Origin of the sequence: Lacticaseibacillus parakribbianus (genome assembly GCF_025490915.1) — a bacterium.
GTDB classification, from domain to species: Bacteria; Bacillota; Bacilli; order Lactobacillales; family Lactobacillaceae; genus Lacticaseibacillus; species Lacticaseibacillus parakribbianus.
The window spans coordinates 70,895-87,050 of record NZ_JANQBA010000010.1; the positions used below are offsets into that span (position 1 = coordinate 70,895).

Here is a 16,156-nt window from a genome sequence, read left to right on the forward strand (position 1 = left end):
TGTGACAAGATGTCATTATACACGCTTGACGCCCGATGACAACCGACCAACGCCGGATTCACAAATTATTCACAATTTCAGGTCCCCAGCGCAAGCAAAAAGCATCCGCCAGGCGGATGCCCCTCAGGACTCACGTGAATTGGCCGCAGTCGGCTGCTGCCCGGCCAACTGCAGCAGGCTGCGCTTGGCCGTCAGGTTGACACCCAGCACCCGCCAGTCGGCCCCCGCAGCATCGATGCGCGTCACGCTGGTGTTTTTGAGCAGTGTGGCCGGCAGCTTCTGCGGTGCCAGCTGGTACACCAACGCGCTGAGCACCACCCCATGGGCGACGATTAGCACGTTGGCGCCATCGACACTCGCCGCCACGATGCCCGCCACCGCGGCATGGACGCGCTCGCACAACGCCGGCAGGCTTTCCGCCTGGCCGGTCGGATCCATGCGCTGGAAATTGCGAATCAGGCGCGGGAAGCGCTCGGCGCCGGTCCAGACCTGGGCCATGGTCGCCACGCCGTAACGCCGCAGCGACCCCATCATCAGCCCCCAATTGGAGGTGCCTTCAAGGCCGCCGAAGTAGTACTCGCGCAGCCCCGCCACCTGCGTCAGCGCCGGCGCGTCTGGGTGCTGGGCGAGAATCTGCTTGGCAGTGGCCACCGCCCGCCGCCGGTCGGAGCTGTAAGCCGCCGTGAAGGCCACCGGCGCCAGCAGCTCACCGAGCCGCGCCGCCTGGCCCAGCCCCTTGGCCGTCAGCGGCGCGTCGGTGAAGCCTTGCAGCCGCTGGGCCTTGTTCATCGGCGTCTCGCCGTGCCTGACTAAGTAAAGATGTACCGTCATTGCGCATCGCCCTCCTGTACTTTCATGTGCTTTCATGGTACCATATTGCCCAGATATCAAACAGGGACCTAAGTCGGAGGTGGCTGCATGAAAATCGCAGAGATGGTCTTAACTTATTTGCATTCACACCCGGAGAACCGCCGCGAGATCGACCAGGGGTACCAGAACGTGGTGGCCTTTGCGCTGCCCGACACGGTGATTTTTCCGTACCAAGCCAGCGTCTTTCCACCCGATCAGCTCAACGCGTTTCGCGTGGATGACGCCTTTTTGAAGCAGCAGGGCAACCTGTTGGCCTGGCTGGGCTCGCGGCTAGATCCCGACGAACCGCCGGTGCCTGATACCTTGTGGCTGACGCTCTGCCACGTGACGGCCGCGCATCAGCTGTTGATCGAGGCGTCATTTGAATAACGCCCGCACCCGCGCCTTGGTCCAAAAGGCGATTCAAGCCGGCATCTTGGCATTCTTGCTCGAGCTGTCAAGTCTCGCCTTCCACTGGCCTTGGCTGGTGTTCGTCAGCCTGGGGCTGGCCGTTTACGGGTTGGGCTGCTTGGGCTACGCGGTGTTTTGGTGGTGGCTGTCTCGGCGCTGACTTTCCGTCAGCGCTTTTTTGCTGCCCCGTGGCGCAGGTAATCGATGAAAAGCCCGATTAAGCTCAGCACGATGGCCGCTACCCACCAACCGTTGAGCTGATGACGCCCAAGCCACGCCGCCAACAGCACCACCAGTGCCAAAACCTCATCCAGCATTTGACGCAACAGCGCCTGTTTGTTCAATTCTGTCATGGCCTTACTTTAACACGTTCCCTCCCGGGGTGACAGGATTTGCGCCGCATTTGGCCGGTCGCCAGGGGCGAGCGGCTGGCCGTCGCCTGGTGGCCGTTTTTAAAGTGGCGTGAGAATCGCCAAGGCGGCGGTTGGCGCGTATACTAGCGGCGGAGGTGTTAAACATGCATGAAATTCCAAGAACCGTTGAAGAGGCCCAAGCCCTGGTGGCCAAGGCCGCAACCGGCAAAACGCCGCTGAGCCTTGACACCGTGATTCGCTTAGGCCTGCAAAACTGGCTGCAGGAGCTTTGCGACGAGGCGTTCGAAGGCGGCTACCTGACCGTCACCCTCGATCACGCCGGCCTCACCGTGACCGGCATCACCGGCAGTCAGGTCTACGCCGACGCGACCCTGCAGCCAGCGCCATTGATTGCGCAGTTCAAGGCCGACGCCCATCACACGCTGCTGCACCTGCAGACGCTGGTACGGCAGTTGGTCGACTCGGGGCAGCTTGTCGGCTAGGCCCAACCGGCACCAGGGCCTTTGCCGGTGGCCGGGTTTGGCCAGGCAGATTTCTGGCCAAGGCCGCCGGCAGCGGTTACACTTTCACTATTAGGAGGTGTACCATGACAAGTTTACCCAGAAGAGACCCCGCAACCGATCCGCTCTTGACCCCGGAAAACAGCGCCTTGCTGGTAATCGACTACCAGCCAACCCAAATTGAGTCGATTCAGTCAATGCCCCACCCGCAGCTGCTCCAAAACATCGCGTTGACCATCAAGCTCGCCCAGGCCTTCGCCGTGCCGATTGTTCTGTCCACCGTCAACGTCGAAAGCGGCCGCAACCAAGACACGGTGCCGGCCCTGCGCCGCTTGATGCCGGATGTGCCAAGCCTCGATCGCACCAGCATCAACGCGTGGCAAGACGGCGAGTTCCTGACTGCGGTTCACGATCTGAACCGGCCGCACCTGGTGATGGCCGCGCTGTGGACCGAGGCCTGCCTGACCTTCCCGGCGCTAGACGCGCTGCGCGAGGGCTACCAGGTCCACCCGGTGGTCGATGCCGTCGGCGGGACCTCCTTGGTTGCGCACGATACGGCACTCGCCCGGCTCAGCCAGGCCGGGGCCGCCTTGGTCACCAACGCGCAGCTGGCCTGCGAGTGGCAGCGCGACTGGAACCGCACGGCCACCGTCCCCGCCTTCGTCAAGCTGCTGCTTGAAGGCGGCGACTTCGTGCAACTCACCTAGCTGCCCGATTCGATGCCCGGCTTGCCCGGTTTGACGCGCTTTGGCGGCGTCGAACCGGGCTTTTTGCGGCTTGCAAGCGGCGCCGCTTGCGTGTAGAATACGGGCATCCTAACCAAAGAGGCCATTATGACGAAACTTAAAACCCGGCTCGATGCGTTCTCCGACGCCATCATCGCCATCATCATCACCATCATGGTGCTGAGCATCCCTCCTGTCCTACACGATTCGGTGGCCAGCTACCTGCAGCTGGGCAAAAGCGTCGGCATCTACCTGATCTCCTTTCTCTTCATCGCCAACATCTGGTACCAACACGCCACCGCCTTTGCCGAAATCGACACCGTGACCTACCGGCTGCTGCTGCTCGACCTGCTGTTTCTCGGGCCACTGGCCCTGATGCCCCTGTTGACCAAGATGATGGCCCTGAACACCACCCGCTGGACGGTGATGCTGTACGGCCTGCTGCAGCTTTTGGTCAACTGGCTGTTTCGCCTGCTGGCCAAGTCGATCATTCACCTGCAGTACACCGACCGCTCGGAGATGCGCAAGGTCTACACCAAAATCTACGGCGACAACAACGTGCTACTCAGCGCCTGGAGCCTGATTGCCCTGGTCGCCGGGTACTTTTGGCCAGAGGCCGCGATGTTCTTTTACCTGGCCTACCCGATTTTGATGTTCATCCTCAGCGCGACGGCCCGACAGCAGTTCTCCGAGGTCGAAAGCCTGCCCGAGGCGCAGCAAAAAGACTTCGAGCAGCTCAACGTCTTGCAGCGCCGCGACTTTCAAAAGGTCCACCAAGAAATTATGCAAGACGCCGAGCCGCTACCCGAGACTTGGGGCCAGTGGCTGGACTCAAGCATCGACCCCAGACGCCGCGAGCAGCTGAAGAACCGCTACCTACACGCCACCCCGGAGCAGCAAGCACGCATGGCCTTTTGGCTGCGCCAGGCTCACCGCGCCGGCCGCCGCCAGGACGCAGAGCGGTAAACACAGCACACAAAGGGCGGCCCGTCACTGAGGCGAGCCGCCCTTTGTGTGCTGTACAGCGAATCAGCCCTGCGTCGGGTTGTGCGACTTGCCGGCCGCGGCGTCTGGCATCGCGTCAAGCGCCGCCATGTCTTTCGCCGAGATGGTGAAGGCAAGCTGCGTGTTGGCCTCAATGTGGGCCTTGCTGGTCGCCTTAGGCAGCGGCAGCGCCCCGGTTTGCAGGACGTAGCGCAAGGCCAGCTGCGAGGTGGTCACCCCGTAATGCGCCGCGATGCCGGCCACCGCAGGGTTTTGCAGCAGGCCACCGGTCGCCAGCGGCGAGTAGGCCTCAATCAAAATGCCATGGGCCTTGGCAAAGGCCGTGATCTTCGGCTCGGTGAACCCGATGTAGTACTGAATCTGGTCGACCGCCGGTACCACCGTGGTGGTGTCCAGCAGGTTTTGCAGGTCGTGGACGTCGAAGTTCGACACCCCGATGGCCCGGGCCGCCCCGCCTTCGTAAAGCTCCTCCAGCTGCTGCCACACGGCGGTGTTCGCCTTGTCGTAGCGGGTGCCGGCCTCACGCCACGGCCACGGTGCGTGGATCAGGTACAGATCCAGGTAATCCAGGCCGAGGTTGGCCAGGGTCTGATCGAAGTAGTCGCGAACCGCGGTCGGGTCCTTGACCTCGGCCGGCAGCTTCGAGGTCACGAAAAGCTCGCTGCGCGGAATGCCAGAGTCCTTGATCGCCTGGCCGACGCTGCGCTCGTTGCCGTACACATACGCGGTGTCGATGTGGCGGTACCCGGCCGCCAAGGCGGCACTCACCGCCTGGTAGGCGACGTCGCCATCGGGAATCTGCCAGGTGCCAAAGCCCACCTGTGGGATCAAAATATCGTTGTTGAGCGTCATGGTTTCAGTTAACACTGTCATCTTATCACCCCTTTGCCCTCATTGTACCGCAACGGCGCTTCGATGTTCACGCCAGTAACGCCCGGTAAAGCGGCGCCAGGGCCACCACCCGCTCCTGAATGTCGGCCCAAAGCTCATCCGGCGCGTCGAACAGCGGGTCGGTCAGCAAGTAGGTCTGCCCGATCAGAAACTCGGCCTTGGCGGTGGTCTCAAAGCGCGTCGCCAGGCGGTCGAAGTTTGCCTCATTCAGCGGCAGCACCGCCTTTTTGGTGTGATCGCCGCTCAGCTCGAAGTTTCCGGGTAAGGCCAGCGCCAACGGCCGCAAGGCGGCCGGCCGCAACGCTGGCTCACCCTTGCTTTCGGCCAGCAGCGCGACCCACAAAAACAGCCGGTCGTCCCACAGCCCAAGCTCCAGGTGCGGCAGCATTTTGTATCCGCGCTTGCCGGCAGACAGGGCCAGCCACGTGTCCGGCGGCGGGTTCTTGTGGCGACGGGCGTGACGCGCGAGGTGCAGGAACTGCGTTGGCACCCCCTGCGCCGCCAACAGCGTCTGCAAAACCGCCCCGGCCGCCTCAAACTTGGGATCCAGGCGCTGGCGAATCAGGCCCAGCCGCCCGGGCAGCGTGGGATCGGCGAAGGGCGCAAAATCATCACGATCAAACATGAAAGCACTTCCTTATGTTAAACTGAGGGCAAACACCCGCGGAGGTAACCATGACAGACAACGAAGACGTTCAATCCCGGCTGACTCAAAGCATGAGCGGCCCCTTGCAGACCAATCCCGACGAGCGGCGGCACTACCTGGGCTCCCTGCGCGAACGAGCCTACCTGAAGGTGACCAACGCGCAGGTTCGCCAGCGCGAGGCCCTGCCGGCCGTCAAGGCGGCGCTTGACGCCACGAAGCACGAGACCGGTTTCAAGCTGCTGCTCAACGGCAAGCTCGCGGCCGACGTGACCGCGCCGTTCATGGCGGCGGCCAACGCGCTGGACTACCCCTTCACGCTGGTCAACAACGATCAAGCCGACCTGACGCCGGCCGGCTGCGCGGTGCTGGTCACCGCCAGTGCCGCCATTAACAAGCCAGACATCGCGCTACCGGAGCCAAAGGCGCCGGCCAAGCCGGCCCCAGGGTTTTTCGAGCGCCTCTTTCACTAATCGTCTGCCGCCTCGGCGGCTTTTTTAATCGGCGGAAAAAGCGCGGCGATCACCGCCGCTGCGACGTTGACGCCTGCCCCCATCACCGGGGCCTCATGCACTGCCAGCCGCGGGTCGGGCGTCACCGCCAGCACCTGGGCGGCCTCGGGGTGGTCGATCGTCGGTTCCAAGTACAGGTTGGGAATGGCGATATCCACCCCGGCGACGGTGGCGCCGACGGCCGCGGCCGCCGCCACCGCCAGTGCCTTGTAGCCCGGTGCGATGTCTGCCGTCACCGCCACCCCGCGGCCGCCGGTGGTCAGGTTGCTGTTGAAGCGCAAAAACACCTCGTGGCCGCGCGGCGGCACGGTGCCGCCGGTCTTGCCCTGGCTGGTCAGCACCGCCTGTTCGGTGGGGCCAAGTACCAGGTGGCGGCGCTTGGCCAGGTCGGCGACGGTTTGGCGACCGTCACCGACCACGCTGGCCGGCTCGCACTCAAGCACCGCCAACACTTGCCGGTTCAAGACGAAAAAGCGGTAGCTGTTGCCCGGGACGAACAGCTCGACGAGTACCGCCCCGAAGGCACTCGCGGCGGTGACCGCCTGGGCGAAGTCACGGCGCGTCGGTGGTAGCATGAACACGGTCACCCCTTGACCGTGGTGGCCGCAGTTGGGCTTGACCACCAGGCTCTTGTTTTTCAACCCGGCATCATAGGCGGCCATGGCGGCGGCCGCGTCGGTGAACTTGGCGGCGCGAGGGACCTTGAGGCCGGCCGCCCCCAACAGCGCCTTTTGGGCTAGCTTGCTGGCGCCGACGGCCTGGACCGCCGCGGTGTTCAGCGCGGTGACGCCTTGCACCACCAGCTGCCGCGTTGCCCCCCGCTGCAGGCTCATCACCGCCGCGCCGGCATCGTGTACCCGCACGGCCAAGCCGGCCTCAAAGGCCGCCGCGGCCAGCCGCTGCGTATTTTCGTCCAACGCCGCAAACCCTGGCAGCACCGCTTGCGGCTGCGTCAGCGCCTGGGGCAGGGCTGCCACCGGCAGCCGCGCGGAAGCGGAACGCGCCGCCAGTGTGCGCGCATCTGGCGCCTGCACCGCCTGCCACAGCGTCGCGTTGAGCCAGTCCAAGGTGGCAGCCGTGATGCCGGCCGGACTCGCCGTCACCGGCAGGTTGAGCAGGGCCACGGCGGTGATGATGCGATCCTTGGCTTGGACCAACCCCAGCTGAATCGGACCGCCGAGCTCCCGGGCCAAATCCTGGCTCCGCTCGGCCAAAATCGCCAGCCACTGCTTGTACAGCGTGGTGCGAAAGTCGCGGTACTCGGGCAGCTTGCGCCCTTCAAGATCCTGATAAAGCCGCGCAAACAGCGGCTCCGGTAGCGTCAGGCGAACGCTCAGCGCGACGTCTTGGGGTGACTTCAAATGGCTGGTCGCAAGGATTGCGGCCAGCTGATCGACGGTGGCCTGGGCCGAGTCGCAGGCATCGGTGGTCACCGTCACCCGCCCATTTTGCAACGCCACATAGGCGCCGGTGTTGGCCGCTTGGGCCCGAAGCGTCATCACCAGTTGAAATTGGGTCTGACCCTGAAGCGCGGCCAGCCCCAGCGCCTGAATTCTGTCTGCCAAAGTCGTCATGTCAATCCTCCGTTCAATCCCTCTACTGTACCACGTGCTATACTGAATGCGAAAGGACGTGGCAAAATGCAACAACCCCTGGCGTATCGCATGCGCCCGCAAAACCTGGATGAGGTGGTCGGCCAAGCGCACCTGGTCGGCCCCGATCAGATCATCCGCCGCATGGTGGCCGCCCACCGGCTGAGCTCCATGATTCTCTACGGTCCGCCCGGCACCGGCAAGACCAGCATCGCAAGCGCCATCGCCGGCACCACCAAGTACGCGTTTCGCATGCTCAACGCGGCGACGGACACCAAAAAAGACCTGCAGATCGTTGCCGAAGAGGCCAAGATGTCGGGCACCGTCATCCTGCTTTTGGACGAAATCCACCGCTTGGACAAGACCAAGCAGGACTTTTTGTTGCCCCACCTGGAATCCGGGCGCATCGTGTTGATCGGCGCCACCACGGAGAACCCGTACATGAGCATACTCCCGGCGATTCGCTCGCGCAGCCAGATTTTTCAGGTGTTCCCGCTGACCCCGGATGACATCGGTCAAGCGGTCGACCGGGCGCTGGCCGACAAGGACCGCGGCCTGGGTCACTACCCGGTGACGCTGACGCCGGCCGGGCGCGACTTTCTACTGTCGGCCACCAACGGCGACCTGCGAGCGGCGCTCAACGCGCTGGAGCTTGCGACCCTGTCGACGCCCGAGCAGGCCGGCCGCATCACCCTGGACGCCCAGGTGATGCACCAGTCGCTTCAGCAACGCGCCATCGCCGGAGACGCCGACGGGGATGCGCATTACGACCTGATCTCGGCCTTTCAAAAATCGATTCGCGGCTCGGCCGTCGATGCGGCCCTTCATTACCTCGCGCGGCTGATCGTCATCGGCGACCTGCCGAGCATCCTGCGACGCCTGTTGGTCATCGCCTACGAGGACGTTGGCCTAGCCAACCCCCAAACCGCTAGCCGCACCTTGACCGCCATTCAGGCCGCCGAGCGGCTGGGGCTGCCGGAGGGCCGCATTCCCCTGGCCAACGCCGTGATTGATCTGTGCCTGGCGCCGAAAAGCAACACCGCGATGGTGGCGATCGACGCGGCCATCGCAGACGTCGCCGCCGGCAAGGCCGGCAGCATCCCGGCCGACCTGCGCGATGCGCATTACAAGGGCGCAGCCGCGTTGGGCCACGGCCTGCACTACAAGCTGCCGCACGATTACCCCAACGGCTTTGTCAAGCAGCAGTACCTGCCCGACAAGCTGCGCGGTGTCCATTACTACCAGCCCAAAACCACCGGCAAGTACGAGGCGGCCCTCGCCAGCCGGCTGGCCCAGCTGCGAACCTGGCAGCAATAGCGGTTACAAGCGCGGTGCATCAATCTTTCGCCGTCACATCGCGGTGACGTTTTCTTGCCATTTGGCCGCCACCGTGCTACCATAAGTGCATGGGAGATTCCTAAGGTGTTCGCGCTTTCCTGTTATCAGTTGACCGAACAGTTTCGAGACCTTGGGACCGGAAGTGGCGCGTGCCGTGCTGTTATCTCACTTAACGGCTGACGCACGCGTCGTCTGGGCCCACTTGCTTAACGGCGGGTTTCAACGATTTGGAAAGAGAACGGCACCAATTTAGCCTTCCATGGCCGGCTTCGCGCCGGTTTTTTTGTGTCTGAGCTTAAAATTTGACAGCTAAAATGACAGGGCTTACACTGGCCTCAGATGATTATCAACGGGCAGGGAAAACGCCGCGGCCGCGGCGCTTGCAACTCTACTGCTTAGGGGGAAGGTCCGGGACATAAGCATTCCCAGTACCCCCACTCATGCCATGCCGAACCAGGCAACAACGTCGACGTTTTCGCGCAACGGTCCCCTCCGATTGGGACCGACCACCAGGGTGTGGACCACCACCCACCGATTGCTTAGTGTTCCGCCTACTCGCGCTGCGAGGTAGCTGCGGCGGGGCATTGACCGGTGGCTTGTACCACGCAAGTCGACCACGCGCCAACTTGCGGCCACAAAATCAGCTCAACCAACAGCAAGAATGCCACGGCCAGCGGTGGTCATGCTACCGCTGGTTTCGGTGCGGCCGGCGAAGTTTCCCCTTCGCCGGCTTTTTGGCGCGGGTAGCGGTCTTGGTCGCAATCTCTTGGCGCGGCGCGTACAATGGAGACATCGAATCGGAAAGGATGAACGCCTTGATCACGTTTGTTTTCGTCGTCTTCGCCCTGCTGCAATTCGGGCTGGCTTACTACCTCGTGGCCCATCGCCGCACCAACTTCTTGAGCCTGACCACGGTGCCGGCGCCGGTCGGCCACACCCTGGTCGCCTTTGCCTGCGGCTTTGGCGCAAGCGGGTGCCTGAGCCTGGTCGCGGCCTGGATCAACACCACGCTTTGGCAGGTCGCCGCCTTGGTGGTGGCCGCCGCGGTCGCCGGTCTGCTGGGGCTTTTGATCCCAAAATACGTGCGGTAAAGACTGGCGGCACGCACCTCAGTCGGGTACAATAGAAGTAAAGAGGTGATTGACATGTTACAACAATACAAACACATTCTAGTCGCGATCGACGGCTCCTACGAGTCGGAGCTGGCCTTCCAAAAGGCCGTGGCCGTCGCCAAACGCAACCACAGTGAACTGTTTTTGATCCACATTGTCGACACCCGCGCCTTCCAAAACGTGTCCAGCTTTGACTCCGCCATGGTCGAACAGGTGACCGAAACCGCCAAGCAGACCATGGATGGCTACATCGAGCAGGCCCACAAGGCCGGCCTCGAGCAGGTCTCGTACACCATCGAGTACGGCGCCCCCAAGACCATCATCGCCCGCGACGTCCCCAAGGCCAAGAGCATCGATCTGATCATGATCGGGGCCACCGGGCTGAACGCCGTCGAACGCCTGCTGATCGGCAGCGTGACCGAGTACGTCACCCGCAACGCGACCTGCGACGTCTTGGTCGTTCGCACCGACCTGAACAACAAGCCGGCGTTGGCCTCGACCAAAAAGCCGCGGCCGCAAGCCAAATAACCCGCTGAAGTCAGGCCTCGTGCCTGGCTTTTTCAACCCGAAAGAAGGTTCAACATGAGCATTTACGATTTCACCGCCACCTTGGAAGACGGCACCACCTACCCGCTGGCCAAGTACCGCGGCCGGCCGATGATCATCGTCAACACCGCCACCAAGTGCGGCTTTGCGCCCCAGTTCAAGGAACTCGAGGCACTGTACCAGAAGTACCGCGACCAGGGATTGGTGGTGCTGGGCTTTCCCTCCGACCAATTTCACCAAGAACTCGACACCGCAGACGCCGCCGCGGCGGCCTGCCGCACGACCTGGGGCGTCACCTTCCCGATGCACCAGCTAATCGCCGTCAACGGCCCGGCCCAAGACCCCTTGTTCGCCTACCTCAAAAAGGCGGCACCGGGCGCCCTAGGCACCAGCATCAAGTGGAACTTCACCAAGTTTTTGATCGATCGCGCCGGCAACGTGGTCGAACGCGTCGCGCCCAAGACCGCGCCGCTCACCATGGCTCCGGCCATCGAGCAGGCGCTGGCCCAGGCCTAACTTCAGCGCCACCGCAAAAAGGGCGGCCACTGGATGTCATCCCCAGATTCGGGGGACATCCAGTGACTGCCCTTTTTTGGCGTGCCTAGCTCACGCGCTGATCGGATCGGCCTCCAGCGCCTCAATCAGGCGCGTGCTTTGCGTCACCCGCGCCAGCGCCAAGGCAATCTGGTAGGCCTGAGGGGCCGCCTGATCCCCGATGCGCAGCAGGGCCCGGGCCCGTAAGGCGTAGAACTCGTCGAGCAGAAACAGGCTGTCGTTGCGAACCGCGTTGTCGATGCCGAGCTTGACGTGGTGCAGCACCAGCTGGTCCTCCTTCAGCTCGTAGTAAATTCGCGCCACGTGCCAGTGAATGGTCAGCTCCACGTCCAGGTAGCGCCCTTCGGCCAGCGGCATCGCCTGCAGCAGCTGCAGCGCTGAGTCGATGTAGACTCTGGCGCGTTCGGTGGTGCCCTTCTCCGCGTAGGCCAGCCCCAGCCCCAGGGTCGCCATGATGGCCGGCAGGTCCTTGAGCGTGGCGGCCAGCGGGTTCAGCACCCGCCCGAAGTAGTAGATCGCCTCGTCTTGGTTGCGGTGCCCAAACAGCTGCACCATCCCTATCGCGTAGTAGTAGCGCCGCTCGTCCTCCACCCGCAGCGTCTTGACGCTACGAATGGTTTTGAGCTTCGCGTCGGCCTGGTCAAAATCGCCGTGGCGAATCAGGGTGTCGATTTCGGCGAGGTTGCGCTGCACCCGGGTGCGGTTTTCGACCACAATGTCCTCCAGCGTGATGCCCAGCCGGTCAATCAGGCGCAACAGGATATTCATGCTCGGGACCTTGTTGCGCTTCTCGATCAGACTGATTGTGGCCTGGGTGCAGATGCCGTTGGCCAGTTCGGCCTGCGACAGCCCCTTGAGCTTGCGGTAGTGGCGGACCCGTTCGCCCAGGATCCGCAAGGCGGGTTGGGAATTCTTCATGATTAAACACTCCTTTGACGGCCATGCGCCAATCCAACTGAGACCATTTCTATCTTTGTATTATACTTAAAGTTATGCCGTTTGACTACTTTTCTTCATTTGTGCGGTATTTTCCAAGCTTTCATAATTATTTTTATTATTACTTATACATGTGAATATCATTGCAATACGTCCCGCCCGTTTGGTCATAGCCATTACGGCTGTCGTGACAGCTTGAATCAGAGCGGTTCGGCGACCGAATTTATTAAAGCCGACCTGGTTCGACTCGCTCAATGAGATACAGATGGCGACTTTTTCGGTCGGTCCTCACGCAATTCGTCGTCAATCCTCACCGCAGTTTCAGTCGCCTCGTGAAAAAAAAGCGAGCAAAAAGGCCGCGTCCCTCAAGACACGGCCTTCCTCAGTACAGATCGATGATTTTTTGCAGGTAGTCGACGACCACCTTGGGCAAGTCGGCACGCATCAGCAGCGCCTCGAGCAATCGGCTGCGGTTGTACCAGCGGTTCCAAAACGCCACGGACTCCTGCGGGTGCAGGTCCTTCAGCCGACTCTGCCACGCCGTCAGGCACAGCACCTGCGATTCGGCGAAAAACTGGTGCTTGGCCGCGAGGTTCACCAGGTAGCCGGCCACCCGCTGATCCTCGCCGAACGCCAGCGCGTAATCGTTGTGCTGCCAGCCGGCAAACACGGCGGCCATCAAAAGCACCTTCTCGCCGCGCGTCAGCACCGGCACCTGCGTCAGCTCGTCGGCGAGGTTGCCGATGTGGGTGTAGGCATGGGCCCAGCCGGCGCCTTCGACAAAGCCCCGGCCGTCTCGCTCCAAGACGACGTAGGTTACGAGGTTCATCAAAAGCAGCTGGTAATCCGCCTGGCTCAGCGCGTGGTAGCGGTTTTGATCCGCGTAAACCAGCCCGGACAACAGCATCACGGCGAAGCTGCGCCCGAACACGCCGGAGTTTTCGGGCTCCAGAATGTGCGAGAACAAGACACCCGGCGCCTGGAGCTCGTGGAACAGCCACTCGACCTGCGGCTGGGTGAAGGCGTCGGCCTGAAAGAGGTCCGAGATCAGGTAAAACACCCCCTTGTCTCGCACCGCGGGGTTGCGGCTAGCCAGGTGATCCAGCAAGAAGTGCAGCTCCTCATCGCTGACGTCGGGCTGCTTGGTGTTTTTGATCCGGCGGCTGATGGTTTGCATCCGGGCAATCGCCCGCATGTCGTCGCTCGGCAGGATCAGGGGCGTCGGCTGGCTGCGGGTCACGCCGGCCATGATGCCGTCCAGCGCCGCCGGCAGCTTGGCGAACACCTTGCCGGCCAAAAGCGCCGCTCGCAGGTCCTGAACCTGCGCCTTGACGCGAACGAGTTCTTCTGTCATTGTGTCTCCTTTGTCAAATCAGGATGGGCCGCGTGATTTTCTCGGTGGGATGCGCCAGCACCCAGCCAAAATCGGCGGCGTGGGGGCCTTTTTTGACCCGCATCCCCGGCTGGGCCATGATGGTGAAGGGATAATCATGCGCCAGCGCCTGCTTCAAGTAGTAATCGATCATGTCGGGCATCATCAGCCCGTTGAGGTAGACCCGATAGCCCGGGTAACGCGTCAGCACCGAGTCCAGCAAATCCGCGATGCGCGGGTCGTGCAACTGGCGAATGGTCACCGCCATGGCGACGCGCTCCTTGAAGTTGCCCAAAAAAGCGCGTTTTTCGTCGGGGTGCAGGGTGGGAATGCCCAAGGCCTTGGCCTTGATGAAGTCGTTCAAAGATTCTGGCATCGTGACTCCTTTCGGCGGCCTGTGCCGTCCCCTTCATGGTACCACAAGTCCGTCGGCGGTTCAGTTCGCGGCCGCCGCTGGGTCGACCAGGGTCAGCTGAATGCGCTCGCGCTTTTGGTCGACGCTCAGGACCCACACGGTCACCACGTCGCCGACCGCGACCACGCGGTACGGGTCGCTGACACGCCTTTGGGCCATGTGCGACAGGTGAACCAGGCCGTCGTGCTTGACGCCGATGTCGACGAAGGCCCCGAAGTCGACGACGTTTCGCACCGTGCCTTCCAGCTTCATGCCGGGCAACAGATCCGCCATGGTCAACACATCGTGGCGCAAGAGCGGCGCCGGCATCCCGTCGCGCAGGTCGCGGCCGGGGTTTTGGAGGCTGGTCGCAATGTCTTGGGCGGTGGCGGCGCCGACGCCAGCGGCCAAAAGCGGCGACAGGTCGGCGGTCGCCAGCGCGGCCTTGGCCGCCGGGCTTTGCAGGTCGGCCGCGTTGACGCCGGTCGCCTTCAGCCACGCCTTGGCCGCCGGGTAGCTTTCAGGGTGGATGTCCGTGTTGTCGAGCGGCTCGCGGCCGCCTGGAATGCGCAGGAAACCGACCGCCTGCTCGAAGGCCTTGGGGCCCAGGCGCGGGACCTTTTTCAAGGCGGCGCGGCTGGCGTAGCGCCCGTTGGCCTCGCGGTAGGCGACGATGTTGTCGGCGACGGTGGCCGACAGCCCCGAGATGCGGCGCAGCAGCGCGGCGCTTGCGGTATTCAGATCCACCCCGACGCGGTTGACCGCGCGTTCAACCACGGCGTCGACCGCCACGGCGAGGTCCTTGGCCGGCAGGTCGTGCTGGTACTGGCCGACGCCGACCGCGGCCGGGTCGATTTTGACCAGCTCCGCCAAGGGGTCCTGCAAGCGCCGGGCGATGCTGATGGCGCTGCGCTTTTCAACCGGCAGCTGCGGGAATTCGCTTCGCGCAAGGGCGCTGGCCGAGTACACCGACGCGCCGGCCTCGTTGACAATGACGTACATCACGTCTTGAGGCAGCGTCTTCAAGACGGCCGCCACGAACTGTTCGGATTCGCGGCTGGCGGTGCCGTTGCCGATGGCGATGGTGGTCACGCGGTACTGGCCGATCAGCTCGCGCAGCTGCCCGGCGGCCGCCTCGCGCTGGGCCGCCGGCGCCGGCTTGTGGGGGTAAATCACCGCCGTGGTCAAGAGCTTACCGCTTTGATCGACCACCGCCAGCTTGCAGCCAGTGCGGTAGGCCGGATCAAAGCCCAGCACCACTCGGCCGCGCAGCGGGGCCTGCATCAGCAGGTTGTAAAGGTTTTGGCCGAAGACCTGAATCGACTTGGCATCGGCCGCCTCGGTCAGGCTCGCGCGGACCTCCCGCTCAATGGCCGGGGCGATGAAGCGCTTGTAGGCGTCGGTGTAAGCGGCGGTGACGGCGGCCGTCGCCGGGGTCTGCGGCCGCTTGCCGATCAGGCGAAAGCGGCAGAAATTCAGGATACCGGCCGGATCGACCACCACCTTGACCGTCAGGATCTTCTCCTTTTCGCCGCGGTTCATCGCCAGCGTCTGCGTCGCCGTCACCTGCGACAGCGGCGCCTTGAACTCATAGTACTGCTGGTAGACGCCGCGCTCGTCGAGGGCCTGCGCCTTGGGCCGAACGGTCGCCTGCAAAACGCCGTTGCGGGTGGTCTCCCGCCGCACCCAGTTGCGAATCGCGACGTCCTCGCTGAAGGCCTCGGCCAGAATCTCATGGGCCCCGGCCAGCACCGCGGCGACATCCGCGACGCCGCGCTTGGCCGAGACGAACTTGGCGGCCGCGGGTGCAAGCGGCCCCTGGGGAAAGGCGAGCAGCTGCCGGGCAAAGGGCTCAAGCCCCGCCGCCTTGGCCTTGGCCGCCAGGGTCAGGCGCTTTTGCTTGTACGGCAGGTACAGGTCCTCGACGTCTTGCAGGCTCGCCGCCGCCGTGATTTTGGCTTGCAGGGCGGCCGTCAGCTTACCGGCCGCCTCGATGCTCTTGAGGACCGCCGCCTTACGCTCCAGGAGTGCGGCCACGCGGTGTTCGGCATCTTCGATGGCCTGAATCTGCACCTCATCGAGGCTGCCAGTGGCCTCCTTGCGGTAACGCGCGATGAACGGCACGGTGTTGCCGGCCGCCATCAGGGTCAAAACGGCGTCGATTTGCCGGGTGCTGATGCCGGTCAGCTCGCGGTGAACGAGCGTGACGGTGTTGTCTTCAGTCATGATTGCCTGCCTTTCTGCGTTGCGCTGCGAAAATAAAAAGCCCGAACCCGGGCTTGCTGCTGTCCAATGTGCCAGGCGGGGGTCGAACCCGCGACCGATGGTTTAGAAGACCATTGCTCTATCCTACTGAGCTACTGGCACCTGATCGAACCTAATTATTATAAGGATAGCCTCG

Annotated in this window: 19 protein-coding genes and 1 tRNA gene; 10 read left to right on the forward strand and 10 right to left on the reverse strand. The window is 63.2% G+C overall.

Annotation, left to right across the window (positions count from 1 at the left end; all coding sequences use genetic code 11):
- Window positions 1–123: 123 nt before the first annotated feature.
- Window positions 124–831 (reverse strand): histidine phosphatase family protein, encoded by a 708-nt coding sequence (locus tag NUH19_RS09290; protein WP_262316278.1) that lies wholly within the window; start codon window positions 829–831, stop codon window positions 124–126.
- Window positions 832–918: 87 nt separating this feature from the next.
- Between NUH19_RS09290 and NUH19_RS09295 the strand changes: the two genes are divergently transcribed.
- Both NUH19_RS09295 and NUH19_RS09300 read left to right on the forward strand, forming a co-directional pair.
- A complete protein-coding gene (locus NUH19_RS09295) occupies window positions 919–1,239 on the forward strand; it encodes a hypothetical protein (protein WP_262316279.1) in 321 nt (106 codons plus the stop codon).
- On the forward strand, window positions 1,232–1,420 hold the full coding sequence (locus NUH19_RS09300; protein WP_262316280.1) for a hypothetical protein: 189 nt from the start codon (window positions 1,232–1,234) through the stop codon (window positions 1,418–1,420). Before NUH19_RS09295 ends, NUH19_RS09300 begins: the two co-directional genes overlap by 8 nt.
- A 7-nt stretch (window positions 1,421–1,427) precedes the next feature.
- Here NUH19_RS09300 and NUH19_RS09305 read toward each other — a convergent pair whose 3' ends face one another.
- Entirely contained in the window at window positions 1,428–1,613 is a 186-nt protein-coding gene (locus NUH19_RS09305) for a hypothetical protein (protein WP_262316281.1), read from the reverse strand.
- Window positions 1,614–1,777: 164 nt separating this feature from the next.
- Here NUH19_RS09305 and NUH19_RS09310 point away from each other — a divergent pair, with 164 nt between their 5' ends.
- From NUH19_RS09310 to NUH19_RS09320, 3 genes are all read left to right on the forward strand, one after another.
- Window positions 1,778–2,116, forward strand: coding sequence for a hypothetical protein (locus tag NUH19_RS09310; protein WP_262316282.1), 339 nt, complete (start codon window positions 1,778–1,780; stop codon window positions 2,114–2,116).
- 104 nt (window positions 2,117–2,220) lie between these two features.
- Window positions 2,221–2,841 carry an isochorismatase family protein gene (locus tag NUH19_RS09315; protein WP_262316283.1) on the forward strand — a complete coding sequence of 207 codons (621 nt, stop codon included), beginning with the start codon at window positions 2,221–2,223 and terminating at the stop codon, window positions 2,839–2,841.
- Between the two features lie 126 nt (window positions 2,842–2,967).
- Window positions 2,968–3,825 (forward strand): TMEM175 family protein, encoded by an 858-nt coding sequence (locus NUH19_RS09320; RefSeq protein ID WP_262316284.1) that lies wholly within the window; start codon window positions 2,968–2,970, stop codon window positions 3,823–3,825.
- 63 nt (window positions 3,826–3,888) lie between these two features.
- Here the strand turns inward: NUH19_RS09320 and NUH19_RS09325 are convergent, their stop codons facing one another.
- Window positions 3,889–4,737, reverse strand: coding sequence for an aldo/keto reductase (locus NUH19_RS09325; protein WP_262316285.1), 849 nt, complete (start codon window positions 4,735–4,737; stop codon window positions 3,889–3,891).
- A 46-nt stretch (window positions 4,738–4,783) separates the two neighbouring features.
- Window positions 4,784–5,380, reverse strand: a complete 597-nt coding sequence (locus NUH19_RS09330; protein ID WP_262316286.1) for a DUF1054 domain-containing protein — start codon at window positions 5,378–5,380, stop codon at window positions 4,784–4,786.
- 50 nt (window positions 5,381–5,430) lie between these two features.
- Here NUH19_RS09330 and NUH19_RS09335 point away from each other — a divergent pair, with 50 nt between their 5' ends.
- Entirely contained in the window at window positions 5,431–5,871 is a 441-nt protein-coding gene (locus NUH19_RS09335) for a YueI family protein (RefSeq protein ID WP_262316287.1), read from the forward strand.
- On the opposite strand, the gene NUH19_RS09340 is transcribed toward NUH19_RS09335, so the two are convergent.
- On the reverse strand, window positions 5,868–7,484 hold the full coding sequence (locus tag NUH19_RS09340; RefSeq protein WP_262316288.1) for a hypothetical protein: 1,617 nt from the start codon (window positions 7,482–7,484) through the stop codon (window positions 5,868–5,870). The two genes, NUH19_RS09335 and NUH19_RS09340, sit on opposite strands and share 4 nt — an antisense overlap.
- Window positions 7,485–7,550: 66 nt before the next feature.
- On the opposite strand from NUH19_RS09340, the gene NUH19_RS09345 reads away from it, so the two are divergent.
- The 4 genes from NUH19_RS09345 (at window position 7,551) to NUH19_RS09360 (ending at window position 11,014) form a co-directional block, all read left to right on the forward strand.
- Entirely contained in the window at window positions 7,551–8,819 is a 1,269-nt protein-coding gene (locus NUH19_RS09345) for a replication-associated recombination protein A (protein WP_262316289.1), read from the forward strand.
- Window positions 8,820–9,655: 836 nt separating this feature from the next.
- The gene (locus NUH19_RS09350; RefSeq protein ID WP_262316290.1) at window positions 9,656–9,931 is read left to right on the forward strand and encodes a hypothetical protein; all 276 of its coding nucleotides are present in this window, start codon (window positions 9,656–9,658) and stop codon (window positions 9,929–9,931) included.
- A 54-nt stretch (window positions 9,932–9,985) separates the two neighbouring features.
- On the forward strand, window positions 9,986–10,480 hold the full coding sequence (locus tag NUH19_RS09355; protein WP_262316291.1) for a universal stress protein: 495 nt from the start codon (window positions 9,986–9,988) through the stop codon (window positions 10,478–10,480).
- Window positions 10,481–10,534: 54 nt separating this feature from the next.
- Window positions 10,535–11,014 carry a glutathione peroxidase gene (locus NUH19_RS09360; protein ID WP_262316292.1) on the forward strand — a complete coding sequence of 160 codons (480 nt, stop codon included), beginning with the start codon at window positions 10,535–10,537 and terminating at the stop codon, window positions 11,012–11,014.
- Between the two features lie 90 nt (window positions 11,015–11,104).
- Here NUH19_RS09360 and NUH19_RS09365 read toward each other — a convergent pair whose 3' ends face one another.
- The 5 genes from NUH19_RS09365 to NUH19_RS09385 form a co-directional block, all read right to left on the reverse strand.
- Window positions 11,105–11,971: a helix-turn-helix transcriptional regulator gene (locus NUH19_RS09365; RefSeq protein WP_262316293.1), complete on the reverse strand. Its 867-nt coding sequence runs from the start codon at window positions 11,969–11,971 to the stop codon at window positions 11,105–11,107.
- Between the two features lie 400 nt (window positions 11,972–12,371).
- The gene (locus tag NUH19_RS09370) at window positions 12,372–13,343 is read right to left on the reverse strand and encodes a DUF2785 domain-containing protein (protein WP_262316294.1); all 972 of its coding nucleotides are present in this window, start codon (window positions 13,341–13,343) and stop codon (window positions 12,372–12,374) included.
- 13 nt (window positions 13,344–13,356) lie between these two features.
- The gene (locus NUH19_RS09375) at window positions 13,357–13,737 is read right to left on the reverse strand and encodes a YueI family protein (RefSeq protein WP_262316295.1); all 381 of its coding nucleotides are present in this window, start codon (window positions 13,735–13,737) and stop codon (window positions 13,357–13,359) included.
- A 60-nt stretch (window positions 13,738–13,797) separates the two neighbouring features.
- Complete coding sequence (locus tag NUH19_RS09380; protein ID WP_262316296.1) at window positions 13,798–15,981, reverse strand: helix-hairpin-helix domain-containing protein; 2,184 nt, start codon at window positions 15,979–15,981, stop codon at window positions 13,798–13,800.
- 67 nt (window positions 15,982–16,048) lie between these two features.
- A tRNA-Arg gene (locus NUH19_RS09385) sits at window positions 16,049–16,122 on the reverse strand.
- Window positions 16,123–16,156 lie beyond the last annotated feature (34 nt).